Raw genomic sequence first — 17,824 nt, forward strand, 5'->3', positions numbered from 1 at the left:
CGTCAGTCATCGGATGAATCATCCTCGTCGTCCGGCTCGGACCGGGGCCCCTTGTCGGGTTCCTGACCGGTCTCCGGGCCCCCGCGCGGCGTTCTCGGCGGCCGGCCGCGGCCACCGGACGAGTCGCGCAGAAACGCGCTGTCGCCGGTCTCCGTGGCGTGACCGCCACCGGACTGTCCGGGACTCCCCTCGCGCCTGCGCAGATACCGCTCGAACTCGCGGGCGATGGCCTCGCCCGACGCCTCGGGCAGCTCCGCGGTGTCCCTGGCCTCCTCCAGCGACTGGACGTACTCCGCCACTTCGCTGTCCTCGGCGGCCAGTTGGTCCACGCCCAGCTGCCAGGCGCGGGCGTCCTCGGCCAGTTCACCCAGCGGGATCCGCAGACCGATCAGGTCCTCGAGACGGTTGAGGAGCGCCAGCGTCGCCTTCGGGTTGGGCGGCTGCGACACGTAGTGCGGCACGGCCGCCCACAGACTGATCGCGGGCACGCCCGCGTGCGTGCACGCCTCCTGGAGGATGCCGACGATGCCCGTCGGCCCCTCGTACCGCGTCTCCTCCAGATCCATCGTCCTGGCGAGGTCCGCGTCGGACGTCATTCCGCTGACAGGCACGGGCCTGGTGTGCGGCGTGTCGCCGAGCAGCGCGCCCAGGATGACGACCATCTCCACGCCCAGCTCATGGGCGAAGCCCAGGATCTCGTTGCAGAAGGAGCGCCAGCGCATGGACGGCTCGATCCCGCGGACCAGTACCAGGTCGCGCGGGGTGTCCCCGCCGACCCGGACCACGGAGAGCCTGGTGGTGGGCCAGACGATCTTGCGCGCGCCGTCGTCCAGGTACACCGTCGGCCTGTTGACCTGGAAGTCGTAGTAGTCCTCGGCGTCGAGCGCCGCGAACACCTCGCCCTTCCACTCCCGGTCCAGATGACCGACCGCTGTGGAGGCCGCGTCGCCCGCGTCGTTCCAGCCCTCGAACGCGGCCACCATGACCGGGTCGATCAGCTCGGGTACCCCCTCGAGCTCGATCACACGGTGCCTCCTTCCGAAGTTCTCTTGACTACGGACCAACCTTACGGCTTTCCGGGTCGCGCCCCGCAGCACTGTTCACGGCCGGGTGAACTTCCCCGCGGTGGGGCACAGTCCGGGAAGCCGAGGGGTTTGTTGCCCTATTCATCCGAGCTGTGCGGGCGATTTTCTGTCCAGCTCTGGACGTTTGGGCGTCAGCGACGCTATACATCGGATGACCGAAAGAGGTCCGATGTTCTTCAGGGGAGCGTGCATGAGTCCGACCGTCACGGGGTTCGAGGTTTTCGACATCCGTTTTCCCACCTCGGAACAGCTCGACGGCTCCGACGCGATGAACCCGGACCCCGACTACTCGGCCGCTTACGTGGTCCTGCGTACCACGAACGGCTCGGAGGGTCACGGCTTCTGCTTCACCATCGGGCGCGGCAACGAGGTCACCGCGGCGGCCATCGAGGCGCTGCGCCCCTACGTCGTCGGACGCCCGGCCCCGCACACCGCGGCCGATCTCGCCGCGCTCTACTTCGAGCTGACCCACGACTCGCAACTGCGCTGGCTCGGCCCGGAGAAGGGCGTGATGCACATGGCCGCGGGCGCCGTCGTCAACGCGGCCTGGGACCTGGCGGCCAAGAACGCGGGCAAGCCGGTCTGGGAGTTCCTGGCCGGGATGACGCCGGAAGAGCTGGTCTCACTCGTCGACTTCCGCTATCTGACGGACGCCCTCACCCCCGAAGAGGCGCTGGCCGTCCTCCGCGCGGCGGAGCCGGGCCGCGCGGAGCGCGCCGAACGGCTGCGGGCCGAGGGCTACCCCGCGTACACCACCTCGCCCGGCTGGCTCGGCTACTCCGACACCAAGCTGGTCACCCTCGCGGAGCAGGCGGTCGCCGACGGCTTCCGGCAGATCAAGCTGAAGGTCGGCGGTGACCTCGACGACGACGTCCGGCGGATGAAGCTGGCCCGCTCCGCCGTCGGCCCCGACATCCGGATCGCCGTCGACGCCAACCAGCGCTGGGACGTCGCGCAGGCGCTGCACTGGATGTCGGCGCTCGCGCCGTACGACCCGCACTGGATCGAGGAACCCACCAGCCCCGACGACATCCTCGGCCACGCCGCGATCCGGGCGGGCCAGCCGGTCAAGGTCGCCACCGGCGAGCACGTCGCCAACCGCGTCGTCTTCAAGCAGCTGCTCCAGGCCGGCGCCGTCGACTTCGTCCAGATCGACGCGGCCCGGGTCGCCGGCGTCAACGAGAACCTGGCGATCCTGCTGCTCGCGGCCAAGTACGCGGTGCCCGTCTGCCCGCACGCGGGCGGCGTGGGACTGTGCGAACTGGTCCAGCACCTCTCGATGTTCGACTACGTCGCCGTCTCCGGCAGCTGGGACGACCGGATCATCGAGTACGTCGACCATCTCCACGAGCACTTCGAGGACCCCACGGTCATCGTCAACGGCCGGTACCGGACCCCGAGCGCCCCCGGCTTCTCCGCCAGGATGCTCCCCGCGTCGATCGCCGAACACAGCTATCCCGACGGGCCCGTCTGGCAGGCCCGCCGCACCACCCAGGAGGTCAGTTCGTAATGGCGGTCCAACCCCAGTCACAGCTGAAGGACTTCGACGGGCTCAGCGCCCTGGTGACCGGCGGCGCCTCCGGCATCGGCGCGGCCATCGCGACGCTGCTGCTCGCGCGGGGCGCCCGCGTCGCGGTACTGGACAGGGAGACCGCGGGCGCGCCGGACGGGACGCTGGCGCTCACGGCTGACGTCACCGACGACGCCGCCGTGAAGACGGCCGTGGACGCGGCGGCCGCCGAGTTCGGCGCGCTGCACACGGTCGTCTCCAACGCGGGCATCGGCGCGCAGGGCACCGTCGCCGACAACGCCGACGACGAGTGGCACCGCGTCCTCGACATCAACGTCCTCGGCATGGTCCGCACCGCCCGCCACGCGCTGCCGCACCTGCGGCGCGCGGCCCAGGACCGGCCGGGCTGCGTCTCGATCACCCACACCTGCTCCATCGCCGCCACCGCGGGACTGCCGCAGCGCGCGCTCTACAGCGCGAGCAAGGGCGCGGTCCTCTCCCTCACCCTGGCGATGGCCGCCGACCACATCCGCGAGGGCGTCCGCGTCAACTGCGTCAACCCCGGCACCGCCGACACACCGTGGGTCGGCCGGCTGCTGGACTCCGCGCCCGACCCCGAGGCCGAACGCGCCGCGCTCGCCGCCCGCCAGCCGTCGGGACGGCTGGTCAGCGCGGACGAGGTCGCCGCGGCCGTCGCGTACCTCGCGGGACCCGCCGCCTCCGCCGTCACAGGAACGGCGCTGGCGGTCGACGGCGGGATGCAGGGCCTGCGCCTGCGCCCCACCACCTGAGCCCCCCGCGAAAAAGCCCCAAAGCCCCCACCACCAGAGCCGACACCACTCAAGCCCAAGGACGGGACATCCATGCTGCGAAACTCCGTGGGGCGACCCCCACTCGGCCGGCTGCGCACGACGGGTGCGGCCGCCTGCGCCGTACTGCTCGCCGTGACGGCCCTGGCGGGCTGCAACCGTGAGGAATCGAGTGGTGCGGCGGGCGGTGGCAAGGTCGGGATCGATCTGCCGCGCAGCGACAGCGACTTCTGGAATTCCTACCAGCAGTACGTGACCAAGGGCGTCAAGGACGGTGTGGTCGACGCGCTGCCGCTGACGAACTCGCAGAACGACATCGGCAAGCTGGTCTCCAACGTGCAGGCGCTGACGGACCAGGGCGCCAAGGCCGTCGTCATGGCCCCGCAGGACACCGGTGCGATAGCCGAGACGCTCCAGACGCTGAACAAGAAGAAGATCCCGGTCATCAGCGTGGACACCCGCCCGGACAAGGGGCAGGTCTACATGGTCGTGCGGGCAGACAACCGCGCGTACGGCGAGCAGGCCTGCCAGTACCTCGGCAAGCAGCTCAAGGGCAAGGGGAAGGTCGCGGAGTTCCAGGGCGACCTCTCCTCCATCAACGGCCGTGACCGCTCGGAGGCGTTCAAGGCCTGCATGGACAAGAACTTCCCCGGCATCAAGGTCTTCGAGCTGGTCACCAACTGGGCGGGCGACGTGGCCTCGGCCAAGCTCCAGTCCACGCTGGCCGCCAACCCCGACCTCAACGGCATCTACATGCAGGCGGGCGGGGTCTTCCTCCAGCCGACGCTGGCGCTGCTGGAGCAGAAGAAGCTGCTGAAGGCCCCCGGCACCGAGGGCCACATCACCATCATCTCCAACGACGGCATCCCGCAGGAGTTCGACGCGATCCGGTCCGGGAAGATCGACGCGACCGTCTCCCAGCCGGCCGACCTGTACGCCAAGTACGCGCTGGAGTACGCCAAGGACGCCCTCGCCGGGAAGAAGCCCAAGGCCGGTCCCACCGACCACGACTCCACCATCATCAAGATCCCCAACGGCTTCGAGGACCAGCTCCCGGCGCCCCTGGTGACCAAGGACAACGTGGACGACGCCAAGCTGTGGGCCAACCAGCTGGACAAGAAGAGCTGACATGGAACTGGCAGCACCCGCCGCGGTACACGCGGAAGGCATCGTCAAGCGCTTCGGTCCCACCGTGGCGCTCGACGGTGTCCGGCTCACGGTCAGGCCCGGTGAGTCCCACGCGCTCGTCGGACGCAACGGCGCGGGCAAGTCCACCCTGGTCAGCGTCCTCACCGGGCTGCACAGCCCCGACGAGGGGAAGGTGACCTTCGGCGGCGAGCCCGCGCCCGCCTTCGGCGACACCGCGGCCTGGCAGTCCAAGATCGCCTGCGTCTACCAGAAGTCCATGGTCGTCCCCGATCTGACCGTCGCCGAGAACCTGTTCCTGAACAACTACGGCCTCGGCGAGTCCGGAAGCGGCCGCTTCATCAGCTGGCGCGGCCTGCGCAAACGGGCACAGGAACTGCTCGCCGGGTACGGGGTCGAGGTCGACCCCGGCGTCCGGGCCAAGGACCTCCCCATCGAGCAGCGGCAGTTCGTGGAGATCGCGCGGGCGCTGTCCTTCGGGGCCCGCCTGATCGTCCTGGACGAGCCGACGGCGCAGCTCGACGCGCGCGGCATCCACCGGCTCTTCGAGAAGCTGCGCGAACTCCAGAGCCAGGGAGTGGCGTTCCTCTTCATCTCGCACCACCTGCAAGAGGTGTACGAGCTGTGCGCCACCGTCACCGTCTACCGCGACGCCCGGCACGTGCTGACCGCGCCGGTCGCCGAACTCTCCAAGACGGAGCTGGTGTCGGCGATGACCGGCGAGTCCGCGAGCGCCGCTGCCGCCTGGCACGCGTCGGACGCGGCCGTGCCCGACGAGTCGGCCGAGCCGGTCCTGCGCACCGAAGGGCTCGCCCTGGAAGGCGAGTTCGAGCCGCTCGATCTCGCCGTGCGGCCCGGTGAGGTGCTGGGCGTGGCCGGAGCCGCGGCCAGTGGCAACACCGCGCTCGGCGAGATCCTGGTCGGGATGAAGGCGGCGACCTCGGGACGCGTCTCGATGCACGGCAGGACGGTCAAGCCGGGCAGCGTCCCGCATGCCCTGGACGCCGGGATCGGCTACATCCCCGAGGACAGACACCTCCAGGGGCTGGTCCCGCAGCGCAGTGTCGCCGAGAACGCCACCCTGACGGTCGCCGACCAGCTCGGTCCCTGGGGGACCGTACTGCCCTCCCGCACACGGGAGTTCGCACGGTCCATGATCGACTCGCTGGACATCAAGACCACCGGGCCCGAGCAGCCGGTCACCGGACTGTCCGGAGGCAACCAGCAGAAGGTCGTGGTCGCGCGTGCGCTGGCCCGCAACCCCAGCGCGCTGGTGGCCGTACGCCCCACCGCGGGCGTCGACGTGAAATCGAAGGACTCGCTGCTCGGCGTCGTACGCAGAGTGGCGGACGAAGGCAGCGCGGCCGTGATCATCTCGGACGAGCTGGACGATCTGCGGGTGTGCGACCGGGTGCTCGCCCTGTTCCACGGGCGCGTCGTCGCCACGTTCGGGAGTGGGTGGACCGACCGGGAACTGGTCGCCGCCATGGAAGGTGTGGGGGAGCGGGAATGACCGAGACAATGCGTCCGCCGGCGGTGGACGAGGCCAGGAGCGCGGGGCCGCGCGGCAGGCTGAAGCTCATCAGGTGGAGCGACTTCTCGCTCGTGCCGGTGATCCTCGTCCTGCTGGTGATCGGCTTCATCGTCTCGCCGGTCTTCCTGACCTCCAACAACCTGATCAGCGTCGTCCAGCAGTCCTCCGAGCTGAGCCTGCTGGTGCTCGGCCAGGCGCTGATCCTGATCTGCGGCCGGATGGACCTGTCCCTGGAATCGACGATCGGCATCGCGCCGGTCATCGCCATGTGGCTGGTGCTCCCCACCGAGGGCGGCCGCTTCGCCGGGCTCGGCCTGCTGCCCGAGTGGACGGCCATCCCGCTGTGCCTGCTGGCCGGTGTGGCCATCGGGGCCATCAACGGCTTCCTGATGCTCAAGCTGCGCGTCAACGGCTTCATCGCCACCCTCGGCATGCTCACCATGCTGCGCGGGCTGCAGATCGGCATCACCGAGGGCAAGTCGATCACCGACGTCCCGGAGTCCTTCCGCTACCTCGGCAAGACCGACTGGCTGGGGGCCCCGGCCGCCGTCTGGATCTGTCTGGCGCTGTTCGCCGTCGGCGGCGCGGCGCTGGCCTGGCTGCGCTACGGGCGTGCGCTGTACGCCATCGGCGGCAACCCGGAGGCGGCGCGCGCCGCCGGTATCCGGGTGGACAGGATCACCTGGATCGTGCTGGCGATCGGCGGGCTGCTCGCGGCCTTCGCCGGTGTCCTCTACACCGGTCACTACGGCTCGGTCGCGGCCAACCAGGGCAACGGCTGGATCTTCCAGGTCTTCGCCGCCGCCGTCATCGGCGGCATCAGCCTCAAGGGCGGACGCGGCACGCTGTTCGGCGCGCTGACGGGTGTGCTGACCCTCCAGCTGGTGGTCAACGTGATGACGCTGGGCGGGGTGCCCGCGCTCTGGAACCAGTTCCTCAACGGCGCGATCATCATCGTCGCGCTGGTCATCTCGCGGTTCGCGAGCGGCGAGAAGCAGGACTGAGCCTCGCGCCGCGGCCCCGGGATCCGTCACGGATCCCGGGGCCGCGGCGCGTGCGGCCTTCCGGAGCGTCTTGGCGGGGCCTTCACAGCGTCGATCTGAGCCACATCTCCACGCTCGCGACGTGCACGGTCGCCCAGGACCGCGCCGCGTCGGCGTCCCGGTCGCGCAGCGCGGCGAGGATGGCACGGTGCTCGTGGAGCGTACGGCTGACCGCGTCCTCCTGGGTCAGTCCGCGCCAGATGCGGGCCCTGGTGGTGGGCCCGGACAGCCCGTCGAGCAGTGAGCAGAGCACCGAGTTGCCCGACGCCTGCACGATGCCCCGGTGGAACTCCAGGTCGGAGGCGACCAGTTGCTCCACGGAGGGCTCGTCGCCCAGCGCGTCCAGCTGCCCGCTCAGCTTGTCGAGATCCGCCTCCGTGATCCGGGCGCTCGCCATCGCCGTCGCGGCCGGCTCCAGGATCCTGCGGACCGCCAGGAACTCCAGCACGGTGTCGTCCCGGTGGAAGTCCACGACGAAGCTCAGCGCTTCGAGCAGCAGTTGCGGGTCGAGGCTGGTGACGTACGTGCCGTCGCCCTGCCGTACATCGAGGATGCGGATGAGCGACAGGGCGCGCACCGCCTCGCGCAGCGAGTTGCGGGACAGGCCGAGTTCTGCGGCGAGTTCGCTCTCCTTGGGGAGGCGGTCGCCGGGGCGCAGCGCGCCGGAGACGATCATTCCCTTGATCTTCTCTATGGCCTCGTCGGTGACAGCCATGGGCGACCTCCATACATCCGATGTATCGGCTCCCATTATGCGTCGCCGGACGCGGAAGAGGGACGGCTCCCGGCCAGGGACCCGTCCCTCTTCCGCGCGGCCGTCAGTCCCGCTTGCCCAGCAGGTCCTCGACCCTGGCGCGTATCCCGTCGGTGGCGAGCCCGCGGATCGTCAGCGTCGTACGGCGGCGCAGTACGTCGTCCGCCGTCTCGGCCCATTCGTGGTCGCGGGCGTAGACGGCCTGCGCCCAGATCTCCGGGGCCTCCGGGTGCATCCGTTCGCCCAGCTCCGGGTGCTCGTTCGCCAGCCGTACGACGTCGAAGGCCAGCGAGCCGTAGTGGGTGGCGAGATGGCGGGCGGTGTCCGGCGCCATGGACGGGCCCGTGCCGCCGCCGTCGATCATCAGCCGGTGGGCGACCGCGTGCGGGTTGGAGATTCCGGGCAGCGGCATCTTCTTGGGCAGGTCGGAGATCGGCTCCATGTTGTCGGCGAGCGGGTGGCCCGGCAACTGCGCCAGCTTGGTCATCACCATGCGGCCGATGTGGCGGAACGTTGTCCACTTTCCGCCCGCCACCGACAGCATCCCGCGGGGGCCCTCGGTCACGACCGTCTCGCGCCTGGCCTTGGAGGTGTCGCCGGGACCGCCGGGCAGCACCCGCAGACCGGCGAAGGAGTACGTGATCAGATCGCGCGACAGCTGCTGGTCGCGCACGGACAGCGAGGCCTCGTCCAGGATCTGCTGGATGTCCTTCTCGTTGACCGCGACATCGCCGGGCTCGCCCTCGTACGCCTCGTCCGTCGTACCGAGCAGCAGCATGTCCTCCCAGGGGAGGGCGAAGGTGATGCGGTACTTGTCGATCGGGGTCGCGAGCGCCGCGTTCCACGGCGCGGTGCGCCTGAGGACCAGGTGGGCGCCCTTGGAGAGCCGGATGGAGGGTTCCGCGCCCGCGTTCTCCAGCTTCCGCAGGTGGTCGACCCACGGTCCGGTCGCGTTCAGTACGAGACGGGCGTCGACCCCGAACTCCGAGCCGTCCGTCCTGTCCCGCAGCTCGGCGCCCGTCACCCGGCCGCCGGTGAAGCGCAGCCCGGTGACATGGGCGTGGTTCAGGACGGTGGCGCCGGACTCGACCGCGGCGCGGACCGTCATCAGGGCCATCCTGGCGTCGTTCATCTGGTCGTCGCCGTACACGGCCACGGCCTTCAGGCCGTTCGTACGCAGCTCGGGCACGGCGCGCCGGGCCTTCGCCGGGCTGATGACATGGCCGACGCCGTCACCGAACGCGGAGAGCGCGGAGTAGGCGAAGACGCCTGCGCCGAGTTTGGCCGCGCTGTGCGGTCCGCCCTCGTAGACCGGCAGATAGAAGGTGAGCGGGTTGGCGAGGTGCGGTGCCACCTGGCTGGACACCGCACGCCGCTCGAAGTGGTTCTCGGCGACCAGCTTCACCGCGCCGGTCTGCAGGTAGCGCAGTCCGCCGTGGAGCAGCTTGGAGGACGCGGAGGAGGTGGCGCCCGCGAAGTCGCCACCGTCCACCAGAGCCACCCGCAGCCCGGACTGGGAGGCATGCCAGGCCGTGGAGATGCCCAGGATGCCGCCGCCGACCACCAGGAGGTCGTAGGTCGCCCTGGACAACTGTTCCCGGGTCTCGGCACGGCTCGGCAGAGTACCGCCGGCCGGGTGCGTCCCCAGTGCGGGGGCGCTCTGCAGGGTGCTCATTCTTGACTCCTCGTCACTGTCTTGCGTTCGGCAGCCGCGCTGCTTGTCAGCGGTCAGCTGTCGTCGGACTCGTCCAGCCAGCCCTTGGTCCGTTCCACGGCCTTGAGCCAGTTCTTGTACTCGCGGTCGCGCACCGTCGCGTCCATGTGCGGCGTCCACTCCGCCGCCCGGCGCCAGTTGGCGCGCAGCGCGTCGGTGTCCGGCCAGAAGCCCACCGCGAGCCCCGCCGCGTAGGCGGCGCCGAGACAGGTGGTCTCCGCGACCATCGGACGCACCACCGGCGCGTCCAGGACGTCGGAGAGCGTCTGCATCAGCAGGTTGTTGGAGGTCATGCCGCCGTCGACCTTGAGCGAGGTCAGCTCGACGCCGGAGTCCTTGGTCATGGCGTCACTGATCTCGCGGGTCTGCCAGGCCGTGGCCTCCAGCACCGCGCGGGCGATGTGCGCCTTGGTCACGTAGCCGGTCAGTCCCGCGATCACCCCGCGGGCGTCCGAGCGCCAGTGCGGGGCGAAGAGGCCCGAGAAGGCCGGTACGAAGTACGCGCCGCCGTTGTCCTCGACCGAGGACGCCAGCGTCTCGATCTCGGCGGCGGAGTTGATCAGGCCCATCTGGTCACGCATCCACTGCACCAGCGACCCGGTGACGGCGATGGAGCCCTCCAGGGCGTACACCGCCTTCTTGTCGCCGATGCGGTAGCCGACCGTGGTCAGCAGGCCGTTGTACGAGTTGACGGGCTTCTCGGCGGTGTTCATCAGCATGAACGTGCCGGTGCCGTACGTGGACTTGGCCTCGCCCTCGGCGAAACAGGTCTGGCCGAACAGGGCCGCCTGCTGGTCCCCGAGCGCGGAGGCGACGGGGATGCCGTCGAGGGCGCCGCCCTTGGCGTTGCCGTACACCTCGGACGAGGACCGGATCTCCGGCAGCATCTCCATCGGCACCCCGATGGAGGCGCAGATCTTCGGGTCCCACTGGAGGTTGTCCAGCCGCATCAGCATCGTGCGGGAGGCGTTGGTGACGTCCGTGACGTGGACGCCGCCGTCGGTGCCGCCGGTCAGATTCCAGATGACCCAGGAGTCCATGGTGCCGAAGAGGATGTCGCCCCGCTCGGCCCGCTCGCGCAGCCCCTCGACGTTGTCCAGCAGCCAGCGCGCCTTGGGTCCCGCGAAGTAGCTCGCGAGCGGCAGACCGGTCTCGCGCCTGAAGCGGTCCTGGCCGACGTTGCGGCCGAGTTCCCGGCAGAGGGCGTCGGTACGGGTGTCCTGCCAGACGATGGCGTTGTGGACGGGCTCACCGGTGTTCTTGTCCCAGAGCATGGTGGTCTCGCGCTGGTTGGTGATGCCGATGGCCAGCACGTCGGCCGAGGTGATGCCGGCCTTCTCGATGGCGTTCGCCACGACTTCCTGGACATTGGTCCAGATTTCCCTGGCGTTGTGTTCGACCCAGCCCGGCTTGGGGAAGATCTGCTCGTGTTCCTTCTGGTCGACGGCCACGATGCGGCCGTCGACGTCGAAGACGATGCAGCGGCTCGATGTGGTCCCTTGGTCGATGGCCGCGATGAACGGTCCCGTCCCGTGGGAGGAAGTCCCGGTGCTCTGTGCGTCGCTCACGGTGTCTGCTCCTGCTCGGTGCGAAGGGAAAAGGGGCTCGCTAGAAGGCGAGGTTGTAGAACCCGCCCGCGGCCGCACCGCCGATCAGCGGTGCGACAACCGGTATCCACGCGTAGCTCCAGTCGGAGCCGCCCTTGTTGGGCAGCGGCAGCAGCGCGTGCACGATACGCGGGCCGAGGTCCCTGGCCGGGTTGATGGCGTACCCGGTGGGACCGCCCAGCGAGAGACCGATGGCCACCACGACGAGTGCCGTGATCAGCACGCCGAGCGTGCCGAGCCCGTTGCCCGCGCCGTTCAGGCCCTGCGTCAGAATCGCGATGACGAGGACGAACGTGGCGACGAATTCGGTCAGTACGTTCTGCACGACGTTCCTGATCTCGGGACCCGTGGAGAAGATGCCGAGGACCGGTCCCGCGGTGGGCGCCGCCTCCTGGTCGACGAGTCCCTCCACCCCGGGCTGTGCCCCGATGATCTCCGGGTCGGTCAGATGAGCCGTGAACTGGCCCATGTAGACCACCCATACCAGGAAAGCACCGATCATCGCGCCCAGCAGCTCGGAGCCCAGATAGAGCGGTACGTCGCTCCACTTGGTGCCGCCCTCGATCGCCAGGGCGAGGGTGACGGCGGGGTTGAGCTGAGCGCCGGAGACACCGGCCGCGAGATAGGCGCCGGTCAGTACGGCGAAGCCCCAGCCGAAAGTGATGGCCAGCCAGCCGGCGTCGAGTGCCTTGGAACGCTTGAGAGTGACGGCGGCGACCACGCCACCACCGAGCAGGATCAGGATGGCGGTACCGGTGGTCTCGCCGATGAAGATATCCAGGCTGGACACCCGAGACTCCTTTGTCCTTCGTCCAGGGGGAGCCGGGCCGCCGGCTCGCACCGCCGGACCGAGCCCTCAGGTGAGGGCGTTCCCGGCCGTTGGCACTGTCACACCCTAACGCGAATGGCCGAAAGGCGTTCGACAATGTCGACCGGTGATCGGCAGTGTTGTCCTGCTGGCAACACGCCGTCAAGGGTCCGGCAGTCGGGAACCTCGCTCCCCGCCGGTCATCCGCCTTCCGGGTCAGAACCGCCCGGCGCCGAGATCTCTGGAAACCGCCCTCGCGCATTCCCGGACCGCCGTGATCAGCTCGGGGCGCGGCTCTCCCGCCGTGCAGATCCGTTCCACCGCACCGGTGACGGCTATGGCTCCGACCGGCATCCGCCGCCGGTCGTGGATGGGCGCGGCCACCGCGGCGACGCCCTCCCAGGTCTCCTCCACGTCGGACGCCCAGCCGCGCGCCCTGGTCAGTCCGAGGATGGACTCGAACGCCTCCAGGCCGGTGACGGTCCGCGCGGTGAAGGCGGTGAGCTCCGTCTCGACGGCCTCGCTGTGCGCCACCGGGTCGTACGCCGACAGCACCTTGCCCAGCGCCGTGGAGTGCAGCGGCTGCATCGCGCCGACCTCGAGCACCTGCCGGCTGTCGTCCGGGCGGAACACGTGGTGAACGACGAGGACGCCCTGCTTGTGCACCACCCCCAGATGGACGCTCTCCCCGCTGGACCTCGCCAGATCGTCCGTCCAGACCAGGGCGCGCGAGCGCAGCTCGTGCACGTCCAGGTAGCTGTTCCCGAGCCGCAGCAGCTCGGCCCCCAGCTGGTAGCGGCCGGACGACGGGTCCTGTTCGACGAAGCCCTCCGCCTGGAGCGTGCGCAGGATGCCGTGCGCCGTGCCCTTGGCCAGGCCCAGCGAGGAAGCGATGTCGGACAGGCCCAGCCGGCGCTCGCCGCCCGCGAGCAGCCGCAGCACCGCCGCGGCTCGCTCCAGCGACTGGATGTTCTTCGCCATCGGTCCGCCCCTCCCTCATGCAGTTCGACAATGCTGAACAGTATCGGCCTATGCCGACCGTCACCTCACCGTCGGAAGAGTCCACCAGTAGACCGCGGAACGGAGTGTCCCCGGCGCCGCGACAGGCGGCTTCCGTTGCTCCAGACGGCTCCGCACGGTGGTGCCGCGCCGCGTCCGCCTCGTGGAACGCGCGACCGTTACGGGACTCTCCCGGCTACGCTGGCCGCGTGCCCCTTCCTCCAGAAGGTGCAAAGCCGACAGCCGTCGCAGCCCCGGGAGTATTTCTATGGCCTCGCAGCCGACCCCTTCCACTGACAGCCGGACCCGCATCGAAGCCTTCCGAGAAGCGCTCGCCACGCGGGTGGTGGTGGCCGATGGCGCGATGGGCACCATGCTTCAGGCGCAGGACCCGACGATGGAGGACTTCCAGGATCTGGAAGGCTGCAACGAGGTCCTGAACGTGACACGCCCGGACATCGTCCGTTCCGTGCACGAGGAGTACTTCGCGGTCGGTGTCGACTGCGTGGAGACGAACACCTTCGGCGCGAACTTCGCGGCGCTCGCGGAGTACGACATCCCCGAACGGGTCTTCGAACTGTCCGAGTCGGGCGCCAGAATCGCCCGCGAGGTCGCCGACGAGTTCACCGCCTCCACCGGACAGCAGCGGTGGGTGCTCGGTTCGATGGGCCCCGGTACCAAGCTGCCCACGCTCGGCCACGCCCCGTACCTGACCCTGCGTGACGCCTACCAGCAGAACGCCGAGGGCATGATCGCGGGCGGCGCCGACGCGCTCCTGGTGGAGACGACCCAGGACCTGCTCCAGACCAAGGCCGCCGTCCTCGGCGCCCGGCGGGCCCTGGAGGTCACGGGGACCAGCCTGCCGATCATCTGCTCGGTGACCGTCGAGACGACCGGCACGATGCTGCTGGGCTCCGAGATCGGCGCCGCGCTGACCGCGCTGGAACCGCTCGGCATCGACATGATCGGCCTCAACTGCGCCACCGGACCCGCCGAGATGAGCGAGCACCTGCGCTATCTCGCCCAGCACTCCCGGATCCCGATCTCCGCCATGCCCAACGCGGGCCTCCCGGTCCTCGGCAAGGACGGCGCGCACTACCCCCTCACGGCCGCCGAGCTGGCGGACGCGCAGGAGAACTTCGTCCACGAGTACGGCCTCTCCCTGGTCGGCGGCTGCTGCGGCACCACCCCGGAGCACCTGCGCCAGGTCGTCGAGCGCGTACGCGGCACGGTCCCGACCCCGCGCCGGCCGCGCCCGGAGCCGGGCGCCGCGTCGCTCTACCAGTCGGTGCCCTTCCGGCAGGACGCGGCGTTCCTGGCCATCGGTGAGCGTACGAACGCCAACGGCTCGAAGAAGTTCCGTGAGGCCATGCTCGAAGGCCGCTGGGACGACTGCGTGGAGATGGCCCGCGACCAGATCCGCGAAGGCGCCCACCTGCTGGACCTGTGCGTCGACTACGTGGGCCGTGACGGCGTCGCCGACATGGCCGAGCTGGCGGGCCGTTTCGCCACCGCCTCCACCCTCCCGCTGGTCCTTGACTCCACGGAACTGCCGGTGCTGCGCGCCGGTCTGGAGAAACTGGGCGGCCGCGCGGTCATCAACTCCGTCAACTACGAGGACGGCGACGGCCCCGAGTCGCGCTTCACGCAGGTCACCCGGCTGGCGGTGGAGCACGGCGCCGCGCTGATCGCGCTGACCATCGACGAGGAGGGCCAGGCCCGTACCGCCGAACACAAGGTCGCGGTCGCCGAGCGGCTGATCAGTGATCTCACCGGCACCTGGGGAGTGCACGAGTCGGACATCCTCATCGACACCCTGACCTTCACCATCTGCACCGGTCAGGAGGAGTCCCGCAAGGACGGCATCGCCACCATCGAGGCGATCCGCGAGCTGAAGAAGCGTCACCCCGACGTCCAGACCACGCTGGGCCTGTCCAACATCTCCTTCGGCCTCAACCCGGCCGCCCGCATCGTCCTCAACTCCGTGTTCCTGGACGAGTGCGTGAAGGCCGGCCTCGACTCGGCGATCGTGCACGCCTCCAAGATCCTGCCGATCGCGCGGCTGGACGAGGAGCAGGTCAAGGTCGCCCACGACCTCATCTACGACCGGCGCGCCGAGGGCTACGACCCCCTGCAGAAGCTCATGGAGCTGTTCGAGGGCGTCAACACCAAGTCGATGAAGGACGGCAGGGCCGAGGAGCTTCTCGCGCTGCCGCTGGACGAGCGCCTTCAGCGCCGCATCATCGACGGCGAGAGGAACGGCCTGGAGGCCGACCTCGACGAGGCGCTTCAGACCCGTCCGGCTCTCGCCATCGTCAACGACACGCTGCTCGCGGGCATGAAGGTCGTCGGCGAGCTGTTCGGCTCGGGCCAGATGCAGCTGCCGTTCGTCCTCCAGTCCGCCGAGGTCATGAAGACCGCGGTCGCGCATCTGGAACCGCACATGGAGAAGAGCGACGACGACGGCAAGGGCACGATCGTGCTCGCCACCGTCCGCGGCGACGTCCATGACATCGGCAAGAACCTCGTCGACATCATTCTCTCCAACAACGGCTACAACGTGGTGAATCTGGGCATCAAGCAGCCCGTCTCCGCGATTCTGGAGGCCGCCGAGGAGCACAGGGCGGACGTCATCGGCATGTCCGGTCTCCTGGTGAAGTCGACCGTGATCATGAAGGAGAACCTCCAGGAGCTGAACCAGCGCAAGATGGCGGCCGACTTCCCCGTCATCCTCGGCGGCGCCGCGCTGACCCGGGCCTACGTCGAACAGGACCTGCACGAGATCTACGAGGGCGAAGTCCGCTACGCCCGCGACGCGTTCGAGGGCCTGCGGCTGATGGACGCCCTGATCGGCATCAAGCGCGGCGTCCCCGGCGCGGTCCTGCCCGAGCTGAAGCAGCGCAGGGTCAAGGCCGCCACGCCCGTGACGGTCGAGGAGCGCCCGGAAGAGGGCCCGGCGCGGTCGGACACCGCCACCGACAACCCGGTCCCGGAGCCGCCGTTCTGGGGCACCCGGGTCGTCAAGGGCATCCAGCTCAAGGAGTACGCGTCCTGGCTGGACGAAGGGGCGCTCTTCAAGGGCCAGTGGGGCCTGAAGGAAGCCCGCAAGGGCGGACCGTCGTACGAGGAGCTGGTGGAGAGCGAGGGCCGCCCGCACCTGCGCGGCTGGCTGGAGCAGCTGCACACCCAGAACCTGCTGGAAGCGGCCGTCGTCTACGGCTACTTCCCCTGCGTCTCCAAGGGCGACGACCTCATCCTGCTCGGCGAGGACGGCGCGGAGCTCACCCGCTTCACCTTCCCGCGCCAGCGCCGCGGCCGCCGGCTGTGCCTGGCGGACTTCTTCCGCCCGGAGGAGTCGGGCGAGACGGACGTCGTCGGCCTCCAGGTCGTCACCGTCGGATCGAGGATCGGAGAACGGACCGCGGAGCTGTTCGAGAAGAACGCCTACCGCGACTATCTCGAACTGCACGGCCTGTCCGTCCAGCTCGCCGAAGCGCTCGCCGAGTACTGGCACGCGCGGGTCCGCTCCGAGCTGGGCTTCGCGGGCGAGGACCCGGACCAGGTCGAGGACATGTTCGCCCTGAAGTACCGGGGAGCCCGCTTCTCGCTCGGGTACGGCGCCTGCCCCGACCTGGAGGACCGCGCGAAGATCGCCAGGCTGCTGGAGCCCGAGCGGATCGGTGTCCACCTCTCGGAGGAGTTCCAGCTCCACCCCGAACAGTCCACCGACGCGATCGTCATCCATCACCCTGAGGCCAAGTACTTCAACGCTCGGTAATCCGACCGGCGCGACGCGCGGTCGAGTCGTACACTTGTCGGCCCAGCGCAGGCCGGTCGCGTGCCCGGGAGGGAAAAGCCTCCCGGGCAGGTGACCGGCCTTCTCGTCCCTCATGGAGGTGTGCCGGATGACCAGTACGGTCCCCGCGTCCCTGACCCGAACGGCCGACGGGTCCGCCCTGCAGGCCGTCTTCCTCGACATGGACGGCACACTCGTGGACTCCGAGGGGTTCTGGTGGGACGCGGAAGCCGAGGTCTTCAAGGACCTCGGCCACCCCCTCGACGAGGCCTGGCGCGAGGTGGTGGTCGGCGGGCCCATGACCCGCAGCGCCGGCTTCCTCATCGAGGCCACCGGCGCCGACATCTCCCTCGACGAGCTGACCGTGCTGCTCAACGACAAGTTCGAGGAGCGCATCGGCCTCGGCGTGCCACTGATGCCCGGCGCGGCGAGACTTCTCGCCGAACTGGCGGCGCACGGCGTACCGACCGCCCTGGTGTCCGCCTCGCACCGCCGCATCATCGACCGGATCCTGGTCTCCCTCGGCCCCGGGAACTTCGCACTGAGCGTCGCGGGCGACGAGGTGGACCGTACGAAACCGCACCCCGACCCGTACCTCGTCGCGGCCCGGGGCCTGGGCGTCGACCCGGCGCGCTGTGTCGTCGTCGAGGACACGGCGACCGGTGTGGCGGCCGCGGAGGCGGCGGGCTGCCGGGTGGTGGCCGTGCCCTCCATCGCCCCCATCGCGCCCGCGGCGGGACGGACCGTCGTCGGGTCGCTCGAAGAAGTCGACCTGGTATTCCTGCGTGGCCTGATGACGCACGGACACTGAAGCGCGCACCGGGCGTGGGCAGGCGAATGCAACAGAAACTCATCGCTATTGCGTGTGTATTTTCCGTGACATGAGCAGTACGTAATCCCGAGATGGGCAAAAGCCTTCCGGCGTGACCTTTGTCACTCCCGTCGTCATCGACAGTGGCGGGCGGGGGTGATCCACGACGGCGCCGGCCGGGGTTTCCTGCTCCCTTGTGTCCCGTTTG

The 17,824-nt window shown here is 69.7% G+C and carries 13 protein-coding genes; 7 read left to right on the forward strand and 6 right to left on the reverse strand.

Going from position 1 to position 17,824, the window contains the following annotated elements:
- Positions 1–2 precede the first annotated feature (2 nt).
- Positions 3–1,025: a PAC2 family protein gene (locus ACIP6N_RS17015; RefSeq protein ID WP_401816432.1), complete on the reverse strand. Its 1,023-nt coding sequence runs from the start codon at positions 1,023–1,025 to the stop codon at positions 3–5.
- 250 nt (positions 1,026–1,275) lie between these two features.
- Between ACIP6N_RS17015 and ACIP6N_RS17020 the strand changes: the two genes are divergently transcribed.
- The 5 genes from ACIP6N_RS17020 (at position 1,276) to ACIP6N_RS17040 (ending at position 7,088) form a co-directional block, all read left to right on the forward strand.
- Entirely contained in the window at positions 1,276–2,595 is a 1,320-nt protein-coding gene (locus tag ACIP6N_RS17020) for an enolase C-terminal domain-like protein (RefSeq protein ID WP_401816433.1), read from the forward strand.
- A complete protein-coding gene (locus ACIP6N_RS17025; RefSeq protein ID WP_401816434.1) occupies positions 2,595–3,386 on the forward strand; it encodes an SDR family NAD(P)-dependent oxidoreductase in 792 nt (263 codons plus the stop codon). Before ACIP6N_RS17020 ends, ACIP6N_RS17025 begins: the two co-directional genes overlap by 1 nt.
- A gap of 72 nt (positions 3,387–3,458) precedes the next feature.
- Entirely contained in the window at positions 3,459–4,532 is a 1,074-nt protein-coding gene (locus ACIP6N_RS17030) for a sugar ABC transporter substrate-binding protein (RefSeq protein ID WP_401816435.1), read from the forward strand.
- 1 nt (position 4,533) lies between these two features.
- On the forward strand, positions 4,534–6,063 hold the full coding sequence (locus ACIP6N_RS17035) for a sugar ABC transporter ATP-binding protein (protein ID WP_401816436.1): 1,530 nt from the start codon (positions 4,534–4,536) through the stop codon (positions 6,061–6,063).
- Positions 6,060–7,088, forward strand: a complete 1,029-nt coding sequence (locus ACIP6N_RS17040; RefSeq protein WP_401816437.1) for an ABC transporter permease — start codon at positions 6,060–6,062, stop codon at positions 7,086–7,088. Before ACIP6N_RS17035 ends, ACIP6N_RS17040 begins: the two co-directional genes overlap by 4 nt.
- An 82-nt stretch (positions 7,089–7,170) precedes the next feature.
- On the opposite strand, the gene ACIP6N_RS17045 is transcribed toward ACIP6N_RS17040, so the two are convergent.
- The 5 genes from ACIP6N_RS17045 to ACIP6N_RS17065 all read right to left on the reverse strand — a co-directional run bounded on the left by ACIP6N_RS17045 (position 7,171) and on the right by ACIP6N_RS17065 (position 12,991).
- A complete protein-coding gene (locus tag ACIP6N_RS17045) occupies positions 7,171–7,842 on the reverse strand; it encodes a FadR/GntR family transcriptional regulator (RefSeq protein WP_401816439.1) in 672 nt (223 codons plus the stop codon).
- 103 nt (positions 7,843–7,945) lie between these two features.
- On the reverse strand, positions 7,946–9,556 hold the full coding sequence (locus ACIP6N_RS17050) for an FAD-dependent oxidoreductase (protein WP_401816440.1): 1,611 nt from the start codon (positions 9,554–9,556) through the stop codon (positions 7,946–7,948).
- A gap of 53 nt (positions 9,557–9,609) precedes the next feature.
- The gene (glpK, locus tag ACIP6N_RS17055; protein ID WP_401816441.1) at positions 9,610–11,163 is read right to left on the reverse strand and encodes a glycerol kinase GlpK; all 1,554 of its coding nucleotides are present in this window, start codon (positions 11,161–11,163) and stop codon (positions 9,610–9,612) included.
- A gap of 40 nt (positions 11,164–11,203) precedes the next feature.
- A complete protein-coding gene (locus ACIP6N_RS17060; RefSeq protein WP_401816442.1) occupies positions 11,204–11,992 on the reverse strand; it encodes an MIP/aquaporin family protein in 789 nt (262 codons plus the stop codon).
- Between the two features lie 234 nt (positions 11,993–12,226).
- A complete protein-coding gene (locus tag ACIP6N_RS17065) occupies positions 12,227–12,991 on the reverse strand; it encodes an IclR family transcriptional regulator (RefSeq protein WP_401816444.1) in 765 nt (254 codons plus the stop codon).
- Positions 12,992–13,277: 286 nt separating this feature from the next.
- Here ACIP6N_RS17065 and metH point away from each other — a divergent pair, with 286 nt between their 5' ends.
- Together metH and ACIP6N_RS17075 are read left to right on the forward strand one after the other, a co-directional pair.
- The gene (gene metH / locus ACIP6N_RS17070) at positions 13,278–16,787 is read left to right on the forward strand and encodes a methionine synthase (RefSeq protein ID WP_401816445.1); all 3,510 of its coding nucleotides are present in this window, start codon (positions 13,278–13,280) and stop codon (positions 16,785–16,787) included.
- A gap of 127 nt (positions 16,788–16,914) precedes the next feature.
- Complete coding sequence (locus ACIP6N_RS17075) at positions 16,915–17,616, forward strand: HAD family hydrolase (RefSeq protein ID WP_401816447.1); 702 nt, start codon at positions 16,915–16,917, stop codon at positions 17,614–17,616.
- Positions 17,617–17,824 lie beyond the last annotated feature (208 nt).

The sequence above is a fragment of the Streptomyces sp. NPDC088725 genome (genome assembly GCF_044751305.1).
Taxonomy (GTDB): Bacteria; Actinomycetota; Actinomycetes; order Streptomycetales; family Streptomycetaceae; genus Streptomyces.

Excerpts from the sequence above, each read along its gene's own strand:
- ACIP6N_RS17020 (WP_401816433.1), top strand. The coding sequence starts at position 1,276 with ATGAGTCCGACCGTCACGGGGTTCGAGGTTTTCGACATCCGTTTTCCC.
- ACIP6N_RS17035 (WP_401816436.1), top strand. The coding sequence starts at position 4,534 with ATGGAACTGGCAGCACCCGCCGCGGTACACGCGGAAGGCATCGTCAAG.
- ACIP6N_RS17030 (WP_401816435.1), top strand. The coding sequence starts at position 3,459 with ATGCTGCGAAACTCCGTGGGGCGACCCCCACTCGGCCGGCTGCGCACG.
- ACIP6N_RS17075 (WP_401816447.1), top strand. The coding sequence starts at position 16,915 with ATGACCAGTACGGTCCCCGCGTCCCTGACCCGAACGGCCGACGGGTCC.
- ACIP6N_RS17040 (WP_401816437.1), top strand. The coding sequence starts at position 6,060 with ATGACCGAGACAATGCGTCCGCCGGCGGTGGACGAGGCCAGGAGCGCG.
- ACIP6N_RS17025 (WP_401816434.1), top strand. The coding sequence starts at position 2,595 with ATGGCGGTCCAACCCCAGTCACAGCTGAAGGACTTCGACGGGCTCAGC.
- ACIP6N_RS17050 (WP_401816440.1), bottom strand. The coding sequence starts at position 9,556 with ATGAGCACCCTGCAGAGCGCCCCCGCACTGGGGACGCACCCGGCCGGC.
- metH (WP_401816445.1), top strand. The coding sequence starts at position 13,278 with ATGGCCTCGCAGCCGACCCCTTCCACTGACAGCCGGACCCGCATCGAA.
- ACIP6N_RS17045 (WP_401816439.1), bottom strand. The coding sequence starts at position 7,842 with ATGGCTGTCACCGACGAGGCCATAGAGAAGATCAAGGGAATGATCGTC.
- ACIP6N_RS17065 (WP_401816444.1), bottom strand. The coding sequence starts at position 12,991 with ATGGCGAAGAACATCCAGTCGCTGGAGCGAGCCGCGGCGGTGCTGCGG.